This is a genomic window from Streptosporangium sp. NPDC000509 (assembly GCF_042898365.1).
Classification (GTDB): domain Bacteria; phylum Actinomycetota; class Actinomycetes; order Streptosporangiales; family Streptosporangiaceae; genus Streptosporangium.
This window is the reverse complement of sequence record NZ_JBIAYX010000012.1, coordinates 68,019-84,030: the sequence shown is the minus strand read 5'-3', so window position 1 is coordinate 84,030 and position 16,012 is coordinate 68,019. Positions and strand designations below refer to the sequence as shown.

Genomic DNA, 16,012 nt, shown 5'->3' with positions numbered 1-16,012 from the left:
GGATCCCCACCGGCTGGAAATCCTCCTCCCGAGCGCCTTCAGGGCGGGGAGGCGTCGGCGGAGGCGACGAGGCGGGCTGCCAATGCCCTGACCTCGTCGCGCAGCTCCGCAGGGGCGATCACGGTGAACGGCCGGCCGAACCCGGCGAGCATGCGCGCCATCCCGTCCAGCCGCTCGGCCCTGGTGGACAGCAACACCCCGCCGGGGACCTCGGCCAGCGTCGCCGTGGCGGCGGGGATCCACGCGGCGGCCTCCTCCAGGGTGGTCTCCAGCAGCACTTTGACCTCGTGCCGGTACGGCACCGCCGAGAGCGATCCGACCACGTGGGCCACCGGGTCGAAGCCGTCGGGAACCTGGAAGCCCCGCTCGGTACGCGCGGCGTCCGCCACCCGATCCACCCGGAACGTCCTGATCTCCCCGCTGCCGTGGTCAAGCCCGGCGACGTACCATCGGCCGGAGTGGAAGACGATGCCGTACGGGTCCAGATCGCGCTCGGAGGCGTCACCGCGCCAGGAACGGTAGGCCAGCCGGACGGTGACCCGGCGCCGGGCGGCGCCGGCGAGGGCGAGCAGCGGTCCCGCCCTCGGAGCGCTCACCCTCGGCGCCGCGTTCCCGGTGTGCCCCAGCGTCTCCGACACCGCCTCGACGCGCTCGCGCAGCGGGCGCGGGAGCACCCTCTGGATCTTGGCCAGCGCGCTCTCGGTCGCGGCCTCCCCCACCGCGAGCCCGGTCCGTCTCCCGGCCAGCAGCCCCAGCACCACGGCGGTGGCCTCGTCGTCGGTGAGCATGAGCGGCGGGAGCTTGTAGCCGGGCAGCAGCCGGTAGCCGCCGTACCGGCCCCGCTCGGCCTGGACCGGCACCCCGAGCTCTGACAGCCTCACCGCGTAGCGGCGGACCGTGCGCTCGTCCACCTCCAGCCGCGCGGCGAGGTCGGAGCCGGTCAGGCCGGGGGCGGCCTGCAGCAACTCCAGCAACGCGAGCACCCGGGCTGCGGTCATCCGTAAATCCCCTCGAAAATCAGGACGGATACTGTCCGGATTCGATCCTAGGGTGAAACCAGGCGAACAGAGGAGAGACAGTATGAGCACCTACGTCCTGGTCCCCGGTTTCTGGCTCGGCGCGTGGGCCTGGGAGAAGGTCACCGGGCCGCTGCGCGAGGCCGGACACGACGTCCGCCCGGTCACGCTCACCGGCCTGGGTGACAGGGTTCACCTGGCGGGCCCCGAGGTCGACCTGGAGACCCACATCCAGGACATCGTCAACACCGTCGTCTTCGCGGATCTGACCGAGGTGATCCTCGTCGCCCACAGCGGGGCCGGCGCCCCGGTCACCGGTGCGGCCGACCGGATTCCCGAGCGCGTCGCCCGGATCGTCTACGTCGACAGCGGACCGATGGTGGACGGGATGTCCCAGCTGGACCTCCAGGAGCCCGAGTGGCGAGCGTTCGTCGAGAGGCGGGTCACCGAGCGGGGCGAGGGAGTGCACTACCCGTTCCCCTCCTGGGAGGAGCACGAGCGTGCCGGCGCTGGCCTGGAAGGACTGGGCCAGGCCGAGCGCGAGTGGCTCGCCGCCCGCGCGACCCCGCAGCCGTACGGGACCATGACCCAGCCCCTGATGCTCAAGGGGGGCGCGGACGAGCTGCCCAAGACGCTTGTCACGTGCTCGTTCCCGCTGGAGCAGGTGCACGCCATGATCGCCTCCGGTCATCCCTTCTTCGCCGCGCTCGCCGGGCCCGAGTGGAGCTTCGTCGCGGTGCCGACCGGTCACTGGCCGATGGTCTCCAGGCCGCGGGAGACCGCCGCCGCGCTGGCCGCGCTGGCGGGCTGAGAGGGGGCAGGCTCGGGCGGGGAACCTCGGAGAACCTCGGAGAGCACGGCGCCAGGGCCCCGCGATGCCCTGGCGGACCGGCCGGGCCCCGGCGAGCCCGGGAGGGCCGGACATCCCGGAGTTCTCGGAAGGGCGGAGCACCGGGACATTTGTCATGACTGGCTGTGGATCGATGGATCTGCCTCGAACAACGCACGCTCCGTAGCGTCGTCCACATGACAGACGACACGAATGACGCGAATGACACGGTGTCACTCAAGGACGTGACCAAACGCTTCGGGGCGGTGCGCGCCGTGGACGGTCTCAGCCTCGGCATCCCCGCCGGGCGCACCGTCGCCCTCCTCGGTCCCAACGGCGCGGGAAAGTCGACCACGATCGCGTTGCTGCTCGGGTTGCTGACCCCCGACTCCGGGACGGTACGCGTCCTCGGGGGCACCCCCGAGGACGCGATCCGGAGCGGGCGGCTGGCGGCGATGCCCCAGGAGGGCGGCCTCGTCTCCCGGACCACGGTCCGCGAGCTGGTCGGATTCGTCTCGGGGACCTATCGGGCGCCGCTCCCCCTGCAGGAGGTGCTGTCGATCGCCGGGCTGGAAGGGCTCGCCGGTCGCAGGCTGGAGCGGTTGTCGGGCGGCCAGGCACAGCGGGTCCGCTTCGCGCTCGCGCTGGCCGGAGACCCCGAGCTGATCCTGCTCGACGAGCCGACCGCGGCGCTGGACGTACGGGCCAGGCGGGAGTTCTGGGAGAGCATGCGCGCCTTCACCGCGCGCGGCAGGACGATCCTGTTCTCCACTCACTACCTGGAGGAGGCCGACGAGTACGCCGACCGGGTCGTGGTGGTCGACAAAGGCCGGATCGTGGCCGACGGCACCAGCGGGGAGATCAAGCGGCTGGTCGCGCTGTCCACGGTCAGCGTCACCGCCGGCGGGGACGGCGCCTTCCTGGAACGCCTGCCCGGGGTCGTCTCCGTCGAGATCCGGGGGGAGCGAGCCCACCTGCGTACCCGCGACGCCGACGCCACCGTCGTGGCACTGGCGGCGGCGGGAGGCGTACGAGACCTCGAGGTCGTTCCCGCCGCGCTCGAGGACGCCTTCCTCGCACTGACAGGACAGGCAGGCCGGACGACAGGGCCGACAGGACCGGCGGGACGGGCAGGGCGGGCACCGAGACCGTCGGAGGTGGAGGTCTGATGCTCGGCTACGTCCGCCTGGAGGTCACCAGAATCCTCCGCGACCCCGGATACGTGATCATGGGTTTCGCGATGCCCGTGACGATGTACCTCGTCTTCACCAACCTCGGAGTGGCGGGCGACGACCGCGTCTGGGCCGCCCTCTACATGATGGTCAACATGGCCGCCTTCGGCGCGATCGGCTCGGCCTTCAACAACGGCGCCGGCATCGCCGAGGACAGGACCGCGGGCTGGCTGCGGCAGCTGCGGACCACTCCCCTCGCCCCGGTACGGGTGGTCGCGGGCAAGGCGGCGACCGGTGTGCTCATGGTGCTGCCCGCGATCACCGGGGCGTGCCTGTCGGCGGCGCTGCTCAACGGGGTACGGCTGGAGGTCTGGCAGTGGATCTCGATCGTGCTCCTGCTCTGGGTGGGTTCCCTGCCCTTCACTCTGCTCGGCATGGCCCTCGGCTACCTGTTCAGCGGCCAGACCGCCGCCGTGTTCACCATCGCGGCCAACATGACGATGGCGATCGTCGGAGGACTGTGGCTGCCCACCGAGGGCTTCCCCTCCTGGCTGAGGGTCGTCGCACAGTGGACGCCGAGCTTCGGCTACGCCGACCTGCCGCGTAAGGTCGCCTTCGGCGAGACGCCCGGGGCCGGCACGGCGCTGATCCTGACCGGCTGGCTGGTCGTCTTCGGAATCCTGGCGGTGTACGGCTACCGCCGGGCAGGGCGCGTGCGATGAGCCGCGTGATGGGAGTGGCCGGGTGAACGGGAAGGCGGAGCGGCCCCGGGAGACGCCGGGGAAGGTGCCGGGCGGGGAAAAGGCCCGGAAGGGGCAGGGGAGGGTGACGAGGCGGGGAGGTCCGGGAGAGTTCGCCTTCTACCCGTGGCTGCTGCTCGCCTACCCCCCGATCAGTGACCTCGCGGCGGGCCAGGTGCGGCCCACGGTGCCGGCCGCGCTGGGCGTCGCCGTCTTCGCCGTACTGTACGTGCTGTGCGTCCGGCTGGCCTTCCACAATGGGCGGCGCGCGGCGACCGTGGCGCTGGCCGGGCTGCTCACGGTGGCCTTCCTGCTGCTGGCGGGCTTCGCGCACAACTGGTTCTACCTCGCGCCGCTGATGACCATCGCCTGCGGGGTCGTACTGCGCGGCCGATCCGTCTACGTCATCCTCACCGCGCTCACACTCGCACTGGTGGCGGTGATGTGGCGCTCGGGGGCGAGCTGGCAGAGCATCTCCCTGGCCAGCTGGGGGACGACCACCGGCGGCCTCGTGGTCAGCGTCGTCCTGAAGCTGTTCTCCGTGATCGCCGAACTCCAGGAGACCCGTGAGGAGCTGGCCCGGGTCGCGGTGGCCGAGGAGCGGCTGCGCTTCTCCCGCGACCTGCACGACCTGCTCGGGCACACCCTGTCGGTGATGGTGGTCAAGGCGGAGGCCGTACGACGGCTCGCCCCCCGCGACGCCGAGGCCGCGGCGCGGCAGGCGGCCGACATCGAGGCTGTCGGCAGGGAGGCGCTCACCGAGGTGAGGGCCGCGGTCACCGGCTATCGGGGCCGAGGGCTCGACGCGGAGCTGGCCTCGGCGCGCACGGCCCTGGCCGACGCGGGTATCACCGTCACCGTCACCGTCACCGGGGAACGGCGGGCACCGGAGGCCGACGCCCTGCTGGGCTGGGCCGTGCGGGAAGGGGTGACCAACGTGGTCCGCCACAGCGCCGCGGGCACCTGTGAGATCCTCCTGGAGGGAACGACGCTGGAGATCCGTGACGACGGCCGGGGACGCGGCGGGAGCCCGGCGGGCAACGGCCTGCGCGGCCTGACCGAGCGGGTCGTCGCACTCGGCGGGACGCTGGAGACCCATGACCACGACGGCTTCCTGCTGAGGGTGACGCTTCCATGATCAAAGTTCTGCTCGCCGAAGACCAGGGCATGATGCGCAGCGCGCTCGCCCTGCTTCTCGACCTGGAGGACGACATCGAGGTGGTCGCCACGGTCACCAGGGGCGACGAGGTCGTGCCGGTCGCGCTCGCCGTGCGACCCGACGTCGCCCTGCTGGACATCGAGATGCCGGGAGCGAGTGGCCTGGAGGCCGCGGCCGGGCTGCGGGACGGGTTGCCGGGCTGCAGGGTGCTGATCCTGACCACCTTCGGCAGGCCGGGCTACCTGCGGCGGGCGATGGAGGCGGGCGCCGCCGGGTTCATGGTCAAGGACGGTCCCGTCGAGGATCTCGCCGCGGCGATCCGCCGGGTCCTGGCCGGCGAGAAGGTGATCGACCCCGTACTGGCCGCCGCCGCGCTGAGCACCGGTACCAGCCCGCTCACCGATCGCGAACGGGACGTGCTCGCCGCGGCGGCCGACGGCGCGGCGATCTCCGACATCTCACGGCGGCTGCACCTGTCGGAGAGCACCGTGCGCAACTACCTGTCCGCCGCGATCGGCAAGACCGGCACCCGCAACCGCATCGAGGCCGCCCGCACCGCCCGGCACAACGGCTGGCTCTAGACCACCCGCCTCACCTCCCCGAAACGAACCGGCCACGAGGGAGAACCGGCGCCGTGCGCAACGGAGGCGCGCACGGCGCCGGGCGGGCCGAGATCAAAGAACGGGGGCCGGGGCCGGGACGGGCCCGGTGTCGCCCGCTGTGTCGTCCTCGGTGAGCCAGTCGCGCATCATCGCGTAGGTCTTCTCCGCGATCAGCTTCTGGCCCGTGGCGTTGGGGTGGAAGAAGTCCCACTTGCTCAGGTGGCCGATCGTGAAGCGCTGCCTGAAGACCTCGTTGCCGTCGAACCTGCAGGCGGGGCCGTACGCCGCGCAGACCCTGGCGAGCGCGGCGTTGTAGTCGGCCACCCTGGCGCGCACCCGGTCACGGCGCGCCTGGTCGGCCGCCGAGGTCGAGGTGGGCCGCGCCAGCATGGTGGGGCAGATCCGGCCCACCGCCCAGAACCCGCGCGCCACCGAGTTCTTCCTGCCGATCTGCCACAGCCGCTTGAGGTCGGGGACGCTCGCCACGAACACCCGGCCGCCGGGCCGCCCGGCACGGAACAGCGCCAGGGCCTCGGCCACCCGCCTCTCGTAGACGGCCACGGGGGTCATCAGCCGTTCGGCGGACACGCAGGCGTCCTGGGCGCCGATCAGCACCGTCACGTAGTCGGCACGCCGACTGACCGCCCGGGCCACCTGCCCGGCGAGGTCGGCGCTGGTGGAACCGGGGACGGCGAGGTTCACCGTGCTCCCGGCGACCACGTCCGCGGCCCGCAGCCTCGTGTACTGACTCTGGACGCTCGGATGGTCACCGGTGGACCAGGAGCGTGAGGCGCAGGTGAGATACCAGCCGCAGGCGTTGAATCCCGCGCTGATGGAGTCGCCGAGCGCGGCCATGACCACCGGCCGCCAGGGCTCCGCCGTCCGGGTGGCTCCGGCCGGGGGCACCCAGGCGGTCATGAGGGCGGCCAGCCCTGTGAGTGCTGTCACAGTCGTGCGAAGCATGACACCTCCGCTGAGAGATCGCGTCTGCTTCGGATCTATCACCGCAGGCCAGGACGGTAGAGTCTGTTGACCGAGTGCCTTGGTTTTCTTGACAGCGCGTGGCGGATGTGCTGGCGGGCATACTGCCGTCGAACACGTTCAGTTCCCCGCATAGAGTGGCGGAGGTGAGTGTAGCGCTCGGATCAACCCGTCCTCTCGTGGTGACGACCACCCCCATCGACGACCCCGGTGACCTGTTCAGCCGACTGCCCGAGGCCGCCCCCTACGCCTGGGTGAGACACGGAGAGGGCCTCGTCGCCTGGGGCGAGGCCGTCCGCCTCACCGTGCCGCCCGGTCCGGGCCGTTTCGACTGGGCCCGCGACCGGCTGTCGGGCCTCTTCGGTGAGGCGCACGTCGACGACGACGTGACGGCGCCCGGCTCGGGTCCCGTCGCCTTCGGCTCCTTCACCTTCGATCCGGAGGCGCACGGCTCGGTTCTCGTCGTCCCCCAGACCATCCTCGCCCGCCGCGACGGCCGCGCCTGGCTGACCACCGTCGGCGAGCGGCGGCTCGACGCGGTCACCCCACTCCGCGCCCCTGGCAGGATCCGGTACGGCGACGGCAGCCTGACCGCGCCCGAGTGGGAGCACGCCGTGGCCAGGGCCGTCCGGCGTATCAGGTCGGGCCGGCTGGAGAAGACCGTGCTCGCCCGCGACCTGACCGCCGTCGCGGAGCGTCCGATCGACGTCCGGCTGCTGCTCGCCCGCCTTTCCGGACGCTACCCGGAGTGCTACACCTTCTCCTGCGCGGGGCTGGTCGGCGCCACACCCGAACTGCTGGTCCGGCGCGCCGGGGAGACCGTCGAGTCCCTGGTGCTCGCCGGCACGATCCCGCGGGGCGCCGACGAGGCCGACGACGTGGCGCGCGGCACGGCCCTGTTCGCCTCGGAGAAGAACCGCTACGAGCACGCCTGCGCGGTCGCCTCGGTGCGCGAGGCGCTCGACCCGCTCTGCGCCGAACTGAAGATCCCCGAGGAGCCCGAGCTCCTGGTGCTCTCCAACGTCCAGCACCTGGCCAGCCCGGTGCGAGGACGGCTTTCCGACGGGGCCTCCGTCCTTGACGTGGTGGCGGCCATGCACCCGACCGCCGCCGTCGGCGGCACCCCCACGGGAGCGGCTCTCGGCGTCATCCGCGAACTGGAGGGCATGAACCGCGCCGGGTACGCGGGCCCGGTGGGCTGGATCGACGCGCGGGGCGACGGTGAGTGGGGCATCGCGCTGCGCTGCGCCCAGATCGAGGGCCCCACCGCCCGGCTGTTCGCCGGCTGCGGCATCATGGGCGACTCCGATCCCGCCTCCGAGCTCGCCGAGGCCGAGGCCAAGTTCCGGGTGATGCGATACGCCCTGGAGGGCTGAGGCCGATCCGGCGCCCTCCCCTCCCGTCCCGGAGAGGCGGGCCGTTCCTCCCGGCCGTCTCCCGGCTCCGAGGGCGGGCCGATCCCCCTTTCCCGCGCCCTCCCCGGGAGAACGCGGGCGGTCACGGCGGGTGATGCCCGCCCTCCTTTTCGGGAGACACCAGGGAGACGTCCCGGCTATCCCCGCCCTGCTTCGCCGCTACCCGGTGAATAGGCGTACTCTCACAAGTGCAATACGTCGGATATTTCCAGCAAGAAACCGATATTTCTCCAGGTCGGCGTCCTCTCGTCGCCGTACGGCCGGTCAACTCGTCAGGGAGAGGAAAACATGGCCCTACTGACCACCGCCCGCCTCACGGTGCGTGACTGGAGTCCCGATGACGCCGCCGAGGCCCTCGCCATCTACGGTGCCCCCGAGGTCACCCGGTGGCTCTCCCCCGCGATGACGCAGCTCGAGGGCGAGCAGGCGATGCGGGCCACGCTGGAGTCGTGGGACCGTAACCGCAGCACCCTCACGCCCCCGCTGGGCCGGTGGGCGATCGTCCGCAACTCCGACCAGCGGATCGTCGGCGGCCTCTCCCTGCGCTACCTGCCTCCCGACGAGGAGGACATCGAGATCGGCTGGCAGCTCTCCCCCGACGTCTGGGGGGAGGGCTACGCCACCGAGGCCGGCCGCGCCCTGGCCGCCTGGGCGTTCTCCATCGGCGCCCACGAGCTGGTCGCGGTCGTCCGGGTGAACAACGACCGCGGCGCGGCGACGGCCAAGCGCATCGGCATGCAGTGGGTCGGGGAGACGGACAAGTACTACGAGACGCGTCTCAACGTCTACCGGCTCTGGCCCAGCGATCTCTCCCCCGCCGACAAGGACCCGCTCCGCCCCTGAGGCTCCGGCCCGCCGGAGCGTCAGGAGCCCAGGTAGCGCAGTACGGCCAGGACGCGGCGGCTGTAGCCGGTGACGTGCAGCAGGCCGAGCTTGTCGAAGATGGCGTTGACGTGTTTCTCGACGGCGCTCTGGGAGATGTGCAGCCGTTCGGCGGTGGAGGCGTTGGTCAGCCCCTGGGCCATGTGGTCGAGCACCTCGCGCTCGCGGGAGGTGAGGCGGCCCAGCGGGTCGGTGTGGGTGGTCCTGGCCAGCAACTGGCGTACCACCTCGGGGTCGAAGGCCGCTCCCCCGGCGCCGACGCGGTCGAGCGCGTCGAGGAAGTCGGCGACCTGGGCCACCCGGTCCTTGAGCAGGTAGCCCACCCCGTTCACGTCACCGGTCATCAACTCGGTGGCGTAGCGCTTCTCGACGTACTGCGACAACACCAGAACGCGCGTCCCGGGGTGGCGGCGCCGGATCTCCAGCACCGCCCGCAGCCCCTCGTCGGTGTGGGTCGGCGGCATCCGCACGTCGGCGACGACGACGTCGGGCCGGTGCTCGGCGACCGCGGCGACGAGCGCCTCACCGTCGCCGACCGCGGCCGGGACCTCGTGGCCCTCCTCCAGCAGCAGCCGGACCAGCCCTTCGCGCAGCAGGGTCGAGTCCTCGGCCAGGATCACCCGCACGGGATCTCCGCGGTGATCGTGGTGGGTCCGCCCGGCGGGCTGTCGACGCGGAAGCGGCCGTCCAGTGCGGCCACCCGCCGGGCCAGGCCCGACAGGCCCCCGCCCTCGGGGTTCGCCCCGCCCACACCATCGTCCTGTACGCGCATGATGAGCATTGTGTCGCGTTCACGGACCTCGACGGTGATCGCGGTGGCGCGGGCGTGCTTGGCCGCGTTGGTCACCGCCTCGCTGACCACGAAGTACGACGCCGTCTCCACCGCCATCGGCAATCGCGCGGGCGGCTCGCAGACGACCTTGACCGGGACAGCGGAGCGTTCGGCCACCCCGGCCAGCGCGTTGGCGAGACCGAAGGAGTCCAGCCCCGAGGGATAGACGCGCCAGGCCACCTCGCGCAGCTCGGCCAGCGCCTGCTGCGCCTCCTCGTGTGCCTGCGCGAGCAGTTCCGGCCGCCCTCTGCGTGCCCGCCCGACCAGCATGGACAGCGCGACCAGCCGCTGCTGCAGTCCGTCGTGCAGGTCCCGTTCGATCCTGCGCCGCTCGGAGTCGACGGCCGCCAGCACGCCCGCCCGGCTCTCGGCCAGCTCGGTGATGCGGCGCCGCAGCGTCTCGGTGGGATCGGGTCCGAGCATGCGTACGGCCAGCCGCCGCTCCAGCGTGTGCACGCCCACCAGGCCCGACAGCTCCAGGAACAGCAGGACGACTCCCGCGAGGACGAAGTAGGCGAGCAGTGGCGCGCTCGGTGTCATGCCGTCGACCGGCAGCCCTCTTCCCCAGGACCAGGTGATGACGAGGGCCGCCCCGACGCAGTAGGTGAGCAGGACGAGTATCAGGCCGCCGAGTACGCCCACCGGCACCCTCGCCGCCAGGTAGCGCAGTTCCCGCCCGTCCGGAGGGTCCGCGGCGAATCCGAGGACGGCGGGATCGAGGCGCAGGCGACGGGCTTCGAGCGCGGCCAGCCGCCGGGACGCCCTCCGTACGGCCGGATGACCAGCGAACGGCAGCGCGAGCAGCAGGAAGGCGACGCCGATCAGGGCGGTGACCGTCCCGAGAACGACCACGCACAGCAGCCGCAGTCCTTCAGCGGCGGGACGCATGCCGGTCCCCGGGCCGCTCGATCGACCCGGCGCCCGCGAGGGCCGGGACAGCCGGGAGCACCACGAAGGTCGGGGTGAGCGAGAGCACCGGCCCCGCGCCCGGCGCTCCGGGGTTTTCCGCAGGTTCGACCCGCCGATCTGACATGCCCCAGAGGTTACAAACGATCAGGACATGACCGGAATGAGGTACGTGGCCGCTTGCCGGCTGCGGAAAACCACACCCCCGCCGGAAGCCGGGACTCAACCCCGTACGTCCACGGCGGTCTCCCTGGAGGCGCCCACCGGTGGGATCAGCGTGCTGAGCACGGCGGCGGCGTCGAGGAGGGCTCTGGAGCGGGCGTCGACGCTCGCGTCCCTGGCGGCCAGCGTGGTCATCACCTCGTCCCAGCGGCGGGTGCGCCGCAGCTCCGGCATCAGGGCCCGGAGCGGGGCGACGCGGTGGCCGGCCAGGCGTAGCTGATGGACGATCCGCGCGTCCCGGACATCGTCCGGGAAGTATCGCCGCGGTCCTCCCAGGGAGGCCCGGCGGGGGACGACGAGGCCCTCCGCGTCCCAGTGCCGCAATGTCGAGGGGCGTACCCCGAGCGCGGCGGCGAGTTCGGAGACGCTCATGACGTCCGAGGGGCGTACGTCGCCGATCGTCTCTCCGGAGATCGTCGCGGCGGCCTCCCTCGCCAGCCTGAGCTCCCGTCGTTCCGTGTCGAGCCTGGCGTGCGCCGCGTCGAGCAGGGCGAGCACCTCCGAGGCGGGGCGCGCGTGCGCCGCGCGCATGATCCTCCTGGCCTCGACGGGCCCCGTGGCCTCGGCGAGGGCCCGATAGGCGAGCGCGGAACGCAGATGGACCTCGCCGTAGATCCGGTATCCCGTGCCGGTGCGCGTCGCCGGGGGCAGGACGCCGTCGCGTTCGAGATTGCGCACCTGCTGGACGGAGTATCCGGCCTGTCGCGCGACATCGACCGTCCGCATATTTCCTGATTTGCGGCTTTTCACCCCACTACCTCGGGGTGTTCGGGGAAAAGTCTCCACAACCACATGAATGAAACGCTACAACGCATGAGTATCGACGAGATCATCGAGTTCCTCGCCGGCCTCGACGGGGTTCTCACCCTCAGGCCCGCGCCCGGTGACGGTTCACCCGAGATCAGCTGGGGTGACGCGTTCTTCTACTACGCGCCCGACGGCGAGGTCCCGAAGGCGACCCAGCCCTTCGCGACGATCGTGACGAAGGACTATCCGGACGACGAGTTGTCGCGTCTGAACCGTCCCGGCGTCTTCCGCCTGAACCTCTTCGCGGGAAAGGACGCCTTCGTCGGCTGGACGGGCCGCCGGCCGCGTGACACGGCCACGGACGAGGCCGACCCCAGCGTGATCGACTCCGTGATGGCGCACCCCGTCTACGGCCCGCTGGGCTGGCTGGCCGTGGTGAATCCGGGGCCGCGGACCGAGGCTGCGGTCCTGGAGTTGCTGCGCACGGCCCACGGCCTGGCCCGCTCGCGCCACCGGCGACGCGCCGGATCGGCGTCACCCTGATCACCGATCCCCGCCGCACCGTCGCCGGCCCTTCGACAGCCCCTCTCCCTCGCCGGCGCCCACAGACCTCCGGAACGCGCGGAAAAGGTGTCGCGAACGGGAAAGGACCCGCCGGGAGAGGCGGGGAGCGCCCGGGGTGACAGACCCCGGGCGCTCCCCGCCCGCGCCGGGCGGGCCCTGATCGGAGTGTTCGCGGCTACGCGTGGTGCCTGCCCTTGCGCCTGTCGGACAGCTTGACCACGATGAAGACGATCATGGCGAGGATCACGATGCCCAGCACCGACTTCGACACCACCCCCATGTACTCCTCGACCAGCTCCCACTGCTCACCGAGCAGGAACCCCGCCATCACGAAGGCCGTGTTCCAGATGAGGCTGCCCAGGGTGGTGAGGAGCGTGAAGATCATGATCGGCATGCGCTCGATCCCCGCAGGGATCGAGATCAGACTGCGGAAGATGGGGATCATCCGCCCGAAGAAGACGGTCTTCCTGCCGTGCCTGGCGAACCACGCCTCGGTCTTCTCGATGTCGGAGACACTGACCAGCGGCAGCTTGGAGGCGATGAACACCACGCGCTCCCTGCCCAGCAGGGCTCCGACCCCGTACAGCGCGAGCGCGCCGACCACCGATCCCAGGGTCGTCCAGAGCACGGCGTCGAACAGCCCCATGTTCCCCTTGCTCGCGGTGAACCCCGCCAACGGCAGGATCACCTCGCTGGGCAGAGGCGGGAACAGGTTCTCAAGTGCGATCGCCAGCCCCGCCCCGGGCGCACCCAGGGTTTCCATAAGGTTGACCGCCCATCCGGCGACTCCGTCGAGATTCGGTGAACTCATAGGGACAAGGCTACGGAGAGCTGCGTACGGTCTGGATGAGGAACACCGCCTTCCTCACCTGGTGTGCGCCGCGGAGCTCGGCTGTGGAAAACCGCAGCCGAGCTCCGCGCGGGCGTGACGACCGGATGTCGTTCGCGGTTTTCCCACGTCAGAGGGGAATCGGACGGTCAGGGCGGAGGCGACGGTGGCGCGGAAGGATCCCGTACCGCCTCCGAGGACGGGCGGTCATGGCCGTCGGCCGGCACCGTCACCCCAGCCGAGTGTGACCCATCCCACATTTATTGCCGACGGGAACGGCGCGTGCCGAGGGCTTTCCCGGGGAAGGAGCGCCGTCTTCCAGCCGGGTCCGGCCTGCGACAGGCACAGGACGGGCGCGGGTCAGGCGTCCTTGAGATGGACCGCCTCGCCCGGCTCGATCCCGGCGCGCCCCGCGGTCAGCGTCGCGACCCAACCGGGAAAGGCGGGCAGATCCCGCTCGCGCACCGCGACGCGGAAGCCGACGTCCGCGCCGTAGCGGACCTCTCTCACCTCGTACGGCGAGGCGTGCAGGTCGTTCTCCAGCCGCCCGGCCCTGACGTGGTCCACGGTCACGGTCATGACCCTGGCGGGCACCATGCCGACCAGCGGCGTGAGGTCCAACGTCTTGCCGACCGACGAGCCGTACGCGCGGACCAGCCCTCCGGCGCCGAGTTTCACCCCGCCGAAGTATCGGGTGACCACCGCCACCACGTCGGCGACGCCCCGGCGCAGCAGGGTCTCCAGCATCGGGGTCCCCGCGGTGCCGCCGGGCTCGCCGTCGTCGTCGGCCCGCTGGACCCGGCGGTCGCCGCCGATCACGTACGCCGAGCAGTTGTGCGTGGCGTCGCCGTACAGCCGCCTGCGGGCGGCGACGAACTCCCTCGCCGCCTCCTCCGAGGAGACCGGGCCGACCGCGCACAGGAACCGGGAGCGCTTGATCTCGATCTCGTGTTCCACGGTCTCCCGCGGAGTCAGGTACGGGTCGGGCACCCGGCAAGGCTATCCGTCCGAGTGCCGCCCAGGGACACGACGCTCAGCGTGCCGCCTGGAAGGCGCGGCCGGCGCGGGTGGCGGTCCCGTCGCCGCGGAACAACCCGCTGCCCGGCTCGGTCTCCGAGGAGGGCAGGCCGAACCAGGCGTAACGTCGCACGTACGGCAGGGAGGCCAGCATCCTGGTGGAGGCCGTGACGAACGCGGCCTGCTGGGCGTCACTGGCGTAGCGGGTGCCGTTCGAGAAGTCGATCAGGGCGTACTCGGTGAGCCAGATCGGCTTGCGGTAGCGCTGGTACACGGCCTGGATGTACGACTTGAGCTGGTTCACCGCGGGCTGGGGACGGAAATCCGCCCCGTACCAGTGCAGCGCGATGAAGTCGACGCGGTAGCCCCGCTCCTTGGCTCCGGACATGAAGCGGTCCAGCCAGCCGCCCGGGGTGTCGGCACCGAACGCGACGGAGGGGCTGCCGAGCACCCGGCCCGCGGACATGAGGTCCGGCCAGAGCGACAACGCCTCCTCCACGGTCATGTTGGCCTGCTCGGGCAGGTCGGGCTCGTTGAAGGCGAGCAGGTAGGGCCCGGCGCGCCTCGCCTGGGCGAGGTTCTCCGGCGTGACGCTGCCCGCCCCCCAGATCATCGGGACGAACCCGTCCGCCCTGGGACCGGTGACGCCCTCGCGGCGCGTGGACCAGGTGTAGTACCAGCTCGCACCGGACTTCGCGAGGGCCGAGCTGAGGCCGGGCATCTTCCACACGCCCACCCCCTTCCTGGGGGAGGTCACGACCGCGGGCGGCGGGGTCGGCGTGGGAGTGGGAGTGCGGGAGGCTCGCCTGCGGCTGGGCGCGGGGGACGGGGAGGCTTCGGGGGTGGCGCGCGCCGACGGCGTCCGCGCCGGGGGCGGCGACGGCGAGACCGTCGGCGCGGGTACGGCGAGCGAAGGAGCGGGCTCGGGGGCGGGAGCCGTGAACTGCCCGAACACCAGGACGCCCGCGACGACGACGGCCACCGCGCCGCCGATCGCGGCAGGGGCGGAGGGCAGGGAGGCCGACAGGCCCGTCCGCGCCGTCTCGGTCGCCTTGAGGGCGTGCGCGCCGTGGGAGGCGGCGTGCGCCACCGCCTCGACGGCGGGGGGAGCGGCCTGGAGATGGTGCAGGGCGAAGCCGACGGGGACGGGCAGCAGCGGCAGCCCACTGAGCAGCCGGTCGATGGGCAGCAGGCCCGCGGTGTGCCCCTGGCAGACGGCGCAGTCACGGATGTGCCGGGCGAAGCGCTTGCGCCACAGCGGGCTGGGGAGGCCGTCCCAGTTCGCGGTGAGGGCGCCGAGCCCGGGGCATCCCGAGCCGGCGCGCAGCGCCCGCACGATGGTGCGCGCCGTCTGGACCTGTTCCTTCATCCGCTGGACGCGTACGGCGGTGTGGCGCCCCGACAGGCCGAGGGCTCCGGCGAGATCGGCGCGGTCGAGTTCGCCGGTCTCCTCGAGCCACCACAGGGCGAGGAGCGCCTGGTCGTCGCCGTCCAGCCAGCGGGTGGCCTCGGCGACCTCGCGGCGCTGGTCGGTGAGCCCGAGCCTCAGGATGGTCACGGCGGCGAAGTCCGAGGCGGGGTCGGGCACCTCCTCCGCGGTGTCGAGGTCCGCCCTGCGGTGCTGGGTGGTCCTGCGATCCTGCTCGTGGTCGCGCACCTGGCGGACGGTGATGGCCACCAGCCAGGACCGGTACGCCTGCGGGTCGCGCAGGTCGGGCAGCGCGCGGACGACCCGCAGGAACGTCTCCTGGACCACGTCGTCGACGTCGGTGTGGCCGTTCAGCGCTCGCCCGACGATGTTGTAGACGAGCGGGAGGGAGTCGGCCACCAGCGCGTCCAACGCCTGCTGGTCCCCGTCGCGTGCGGCGGCCACCATCGCCGTGTCGGGTCCGCCCCTGCCGGTTCCGCGCATCGCACTCCGCTTCCTGTCGCCGTCCACGGTCATCGCCCCCGAGCCGCTCCGGGCGGCGCGCAGGGACGATTCTCTCCATAACCCCTCATAGCGGAAGACCAACGAGCCCCCCCTACGGAGACCGGCAGCAGGTCAGGGAGACAACAAAAATCTTCTCCGTCCTTTTTCTGAGATTTCCTTGGGTTTT

Annotated in this window: 17 protein-coding genes; 8 read left to right on the top strand and 9 right to left on the bottom strand. The window is 71.9% G+C overall.

Annotation, left to right across the window (positions count from 1 at the left end):
• Positions 1-38: 38 nt before the first annotated feature.
• Complete coding sequence (locus ACFY3D_RS22610; RefSeq protein ID WP_389982011.1) at positions 39-998, bottom strand: helix-turn-helix transcriptional regulator; 960 nt, start codon at positions 996-998, stop codon at positions 39-41.
• Positions 999-1,080: 82 nt separating this feature from the next.
• Here ACFY3D_RS22610 and ACFY3D_RS22605 point away from each other — a divergent pair, with 82 nt between their 5' ends.
• The 5 genes from ACFY3D_RS22605 to ACFY3D_RS22585 all read left to right on the top strand — a co-directional run bounded on the left by ACFY3D_RS22605 (position 1,081) and on the right by ACFY3D_RS22585 (position 5,497).
• Complete coding sequence (locus ACFY3D_RS22605) at positions 1,081-1,827, top strand: alpha/beta fold hydrolase (protein ID WP_389982009.1); 747 nt, start codon at positions 1,081-1,083, stop codon at positions 1,825-1,827.
• A 215-nt stretch (positions 1,828-2,042) separates the two neighbouring features.
• The gene (locus tag ACFY3D_RS22600; RefSeq protein WP_389982007.1) at positions 2,043-3,014 is read left to right on the top strand and encodes an ABC transporter ATP-binding protein; all 972 of its coding nucleotides are present in this window, start codon (positions 2,043-2,045) and stop codon (positions 3,012-3,014) included.
• The gene (locus ACFY3D_RS22595; RefSeq protein WP_389982005.1) at positions 3,014-3,739 is read left to right on the top strand and encodes an ABC transporter permease; all 726 of its coding nucleotides are present in this window, start codon (positions 3,014-3,016) and stop codon (positions 3,737-3,739) included. The genes ACFY3D_RS22600 and ACFY3D_RS22595 overlap by 1 nt, the downstream gene beginning before the upstream one ends.
• Positions 3,740-3,842: 103 nt before the next feature.
• A complete protein-coding gene (locus ACFY3D_RS22590; protein WP_389982003.1) occupies positions 3,843-4,895 on the top strand; it encodes a sensor histidine kinase in 1,053 nt (350 codons plus the stop codon).
• Positions 4,892-5,497, top strand: coding sequence for a response regulator transcription factor (locus tag ACFY3D_RS22585; RefSeq protein WP_362925698.1), 606 nt, complete (start codon positions 4,892-4,894; stop codon positions 5,495-5,497). The genes ACFY3D_RS22590 and ACFY3D_RS22585 overlap by 4 nt, the downstream gene beginning before the upstream one ends.
• 93 nt (positions 5,498-5,590) lie before the next feature.
• Here ACFY3D_RS22585 and ACFY3D_RS22580 read toward each other — a convergent pair whose 3' ends face one another.
• Positions 5,591-6,481, bottom strand: coding sequence for an SGNH/GDSL hydrolase family protein (locus ACFY3D_RS22580; protein WP_389982000.1), 891 nt, complete (start codon positions 6,479-6,481; stop codon positions 5,591-5,593).
• A 164-nt stretch (positions 6,482-6,645) separates the two neighbouring features.
• Here ACFY3D_RS22580 and ACFY3D_RS22575 point away from each other — a divergent pair, with 164 nt between their 5' ends.
• Positions 6,646-7,875 carry an isochorismate synthase MenF gene (locus tag ACFY3D_RS22575; protein ID WP_389981998.1) on the top strand — a complete coding sequence of 410 codons (1,230 nt, stop codon included), beginning with the start codon at positions 6,646-6,648 and terminating at the stop codon, positions 7,873-7,875.
• A 327-nt stretch (positions 7,876-8,202) separates the two neighbouring features.
• The gene (locus tag ACFY3D_RS22570; protein WP_389981996.1) at positions 8,203-8,757 is read left to right on the top strand and encodes a GNAT family N-acetyltransferase; all 555 of its coding nucleotides are present in this window, start codon (positions 8,203-8,205) and stop codon (positions 8,755-8,757) included.
• A 20-nt stretch (positions 8,758-8,777) separates the two neighbouring features.
• Here the strand turns inward: ACFY3D_RS22570 and ACFY3D_RS22565 are convergent, their stop codons facing one another.
• The 4 genes from ACFY3D_RS22565 to ACFY3D_RS22550 form a co-directional block, all read right to left on the bottom strand.
• Positions 8,778-9,422: a response regulator gene (locus ACFY3D_RS22565; RefSeq protein WP_389981994.1), complete on the bottom strand. Its 645-nt coding sequence runs from the start codon at positions 9,420-9,422 to the stop codon at positions 8,778-8,780.
• Positions 9,413-10,516, bottom strand: a complete 1,104-nt coding sequence (locus tag ACFY3D_RS22560; RefSeq protein ID WP_389981992.1) for a sensor histidine kinase — start codon at positions 10,514-10,516, stop codon at positions 9,413-9,415. Before ACFY3D_RS22560 ends, ACFY3D_RS22565 begins: the two co-directional genes overlap by 10 nt.
• Positions 10,500-10,661 (bottom strand): hypothetical protein, encoded by a 162-nt coding sequence (locus ACFY3D_RS22555; protein ID WP_389981990.1) that lies wholly within the window; start codon positions 10,659-10,661, stop codon positions 10,500-10,502. The genes ACFY3D_RS22560 and ACFY3D_RS22555 overlap by 17 nt, the downstream gene beginning before the upstream one ends.
• A 95-nt stretch (positions 10,662-10,756) precedes the next feature.
• Positions 10,757-11,482 carry a MerR family transcriptional regulator gene (locus tag ACFY3D_RS22550; protein ID WP_389981988.1) on the bottom strand — a complete coding sequence of 242 codons (726 nt, stop codon included), beginning with the start codon at positions 11,480-11,482 and terminating at the stop codon, positions 10,757-10,759.
• Between the two features lie 87 nt (positions 11,483-11,569).
• Here ACFY3D_RS22550 and ACFY3D_RS22545 point away from each other — a divergent pair, with 87 nt between their 5' ends.
• Positions 11,570-12,046: a DUF6194 family protein gene (locus ACFY3D_RS22545; protein WP_389981986.1), complete on the top strand. Its 477-nt coding sequence runs from the start codon at positions 11,570-11,572 to the stop codon at positions 12,044-12,046.
• Between the two features lie 196 nt (positions 12,047-12,242).
• Here the strand turns inward: ACFY3D_RS22545 and ACFY3D_RS22540 are convergent, their stop codons facing one another.
• The 3 genes from ACFY3D_RS22540 to ACFY3D_RS22530 form a co-directional block, all read right to left on the bottom strand.
• Complete coding sequence (locus ACFY3D_RS22540; protein WP_389981984.1) at positions 12,243-12,878, bottom strand: DedA family protein; 636 nt, start codon at positions 12,876-12,878, stop codon at positions 12,243-12,245.
• 378 nt (positions 12,879-13,256) lie between these two features.
• Positions 13,257-13,886, bottom strand: coding sequence for a YigZ family protein (locus ACFY3D_RS22535; protein ID WP_389981982.1), 630 nt, complete (start codon positions 13,884-13,886; stop codon positions 13,257-13,259).
• Positions 13,887-13,929: 43 nt separating this feature from the next.
• Entirely contained in the window at positions 13,930-15,858 is a 1,929-nt protein-coding gene (locus tag ACFY3D_RS22530; protein ID WP_389981980.1) for a sigma-70 family RNA polymerase sigma factor, read from the bottom strand.
• Positions 15,859-16,012: the final 154 nt, after the last annotated feature.

Coding starts and splice junctions, on each gene's coding strand:
- ACFY3D_RS22530 (WP_389981980.1), bottom strand. CDS start 15,858: ATGACCGTGGACGGCGACAGGAAGCGGAGTGCGATGCGCGGAACCGGC.
- ACFY3D_RS22550 (WP_389981988.1), bottom strand. CDS start 11,482: ATGCGGACGGTCGATGTCGCGCGACAGGCCGGATACTCCGTCCAGCAG.
- ACFY3D_RS22585 (WP_362925698.1), top strand. CDS start 4,892: ATGATCAAAGTTCTGCTCGCCGAAGACCAGGGCATGATGCGCAGCGCG.
- ACFY3D_RS22545 (WP_389981986.1), top strand. CDS start 11,570: ATGAGTATCGACGAGATCATCGAGTTCCTCGCCGGCCTCGACGGGGTT.
- ACFY3D_RS22600 (WP_389982007.1), top strand. CDS start 2,043: ATGACAGACGACACGAATGACGCGAATGACACGGTGTCACTCAAGGAC.
- ACFY3D_RS22570 (WP_389981996.1), top strand. CDS start 8,203: ATGGCCCTACTGACCACCGCCCGCCTCACGGTGCGTGACTGGAGTCCC.
- ACFY3D_RS22560 (WP_389981992.1), bottom strand. CDS start 10,516: ATGCGTCCCGCCGCTGAAGGACTGCGGCTGCTGTGCGTGGTCGTTCTC.
- ACFY3D_RS22610 (WP_389982011.1), bottom strand. CDS start 998: ATGACCGCAGCCCGGGTGCTCGCGTTGCTGGAGTTGCTGCAGGCCGCC.
- ACFY3D_RS22605 (WP_389982009.1), top strand. CDS start 1,081: ATGAGCACCTACGTCCTGGTCCCCGGTTTCTGGCTCGGCGCGTGGGCC.
- ACFY3D_RS22555 (WP_389981990.1), bottom strand. CDS start 10,661: ATGTCAGATCGGCGGGTCGAACCTGCGGAAAACCCCGGAGCGCCGGGC.
- ACFY3D_RS22595 (WP_389982005.1), top strand. CDS start 3,014: ATGCTCGGCTACGTCCGCCTGGAGGTCACCAGAATCCTCCGCGACCCC.
- ACFY3D_RS22540 (WP_389981984.1), bottom strand. CDS start 12,878: ATGAGTTCACCGAATCTCGACGGAGTCGCCGGATGGGCGGTCAACCTT.
- ACFY3D_RS22580 (WP_389982000.1), bottom strand. CDS start 6,481: ATGCTTCGCACGACTGTGACAGCACTCACAGGGCTGGCCGCCCTCATG.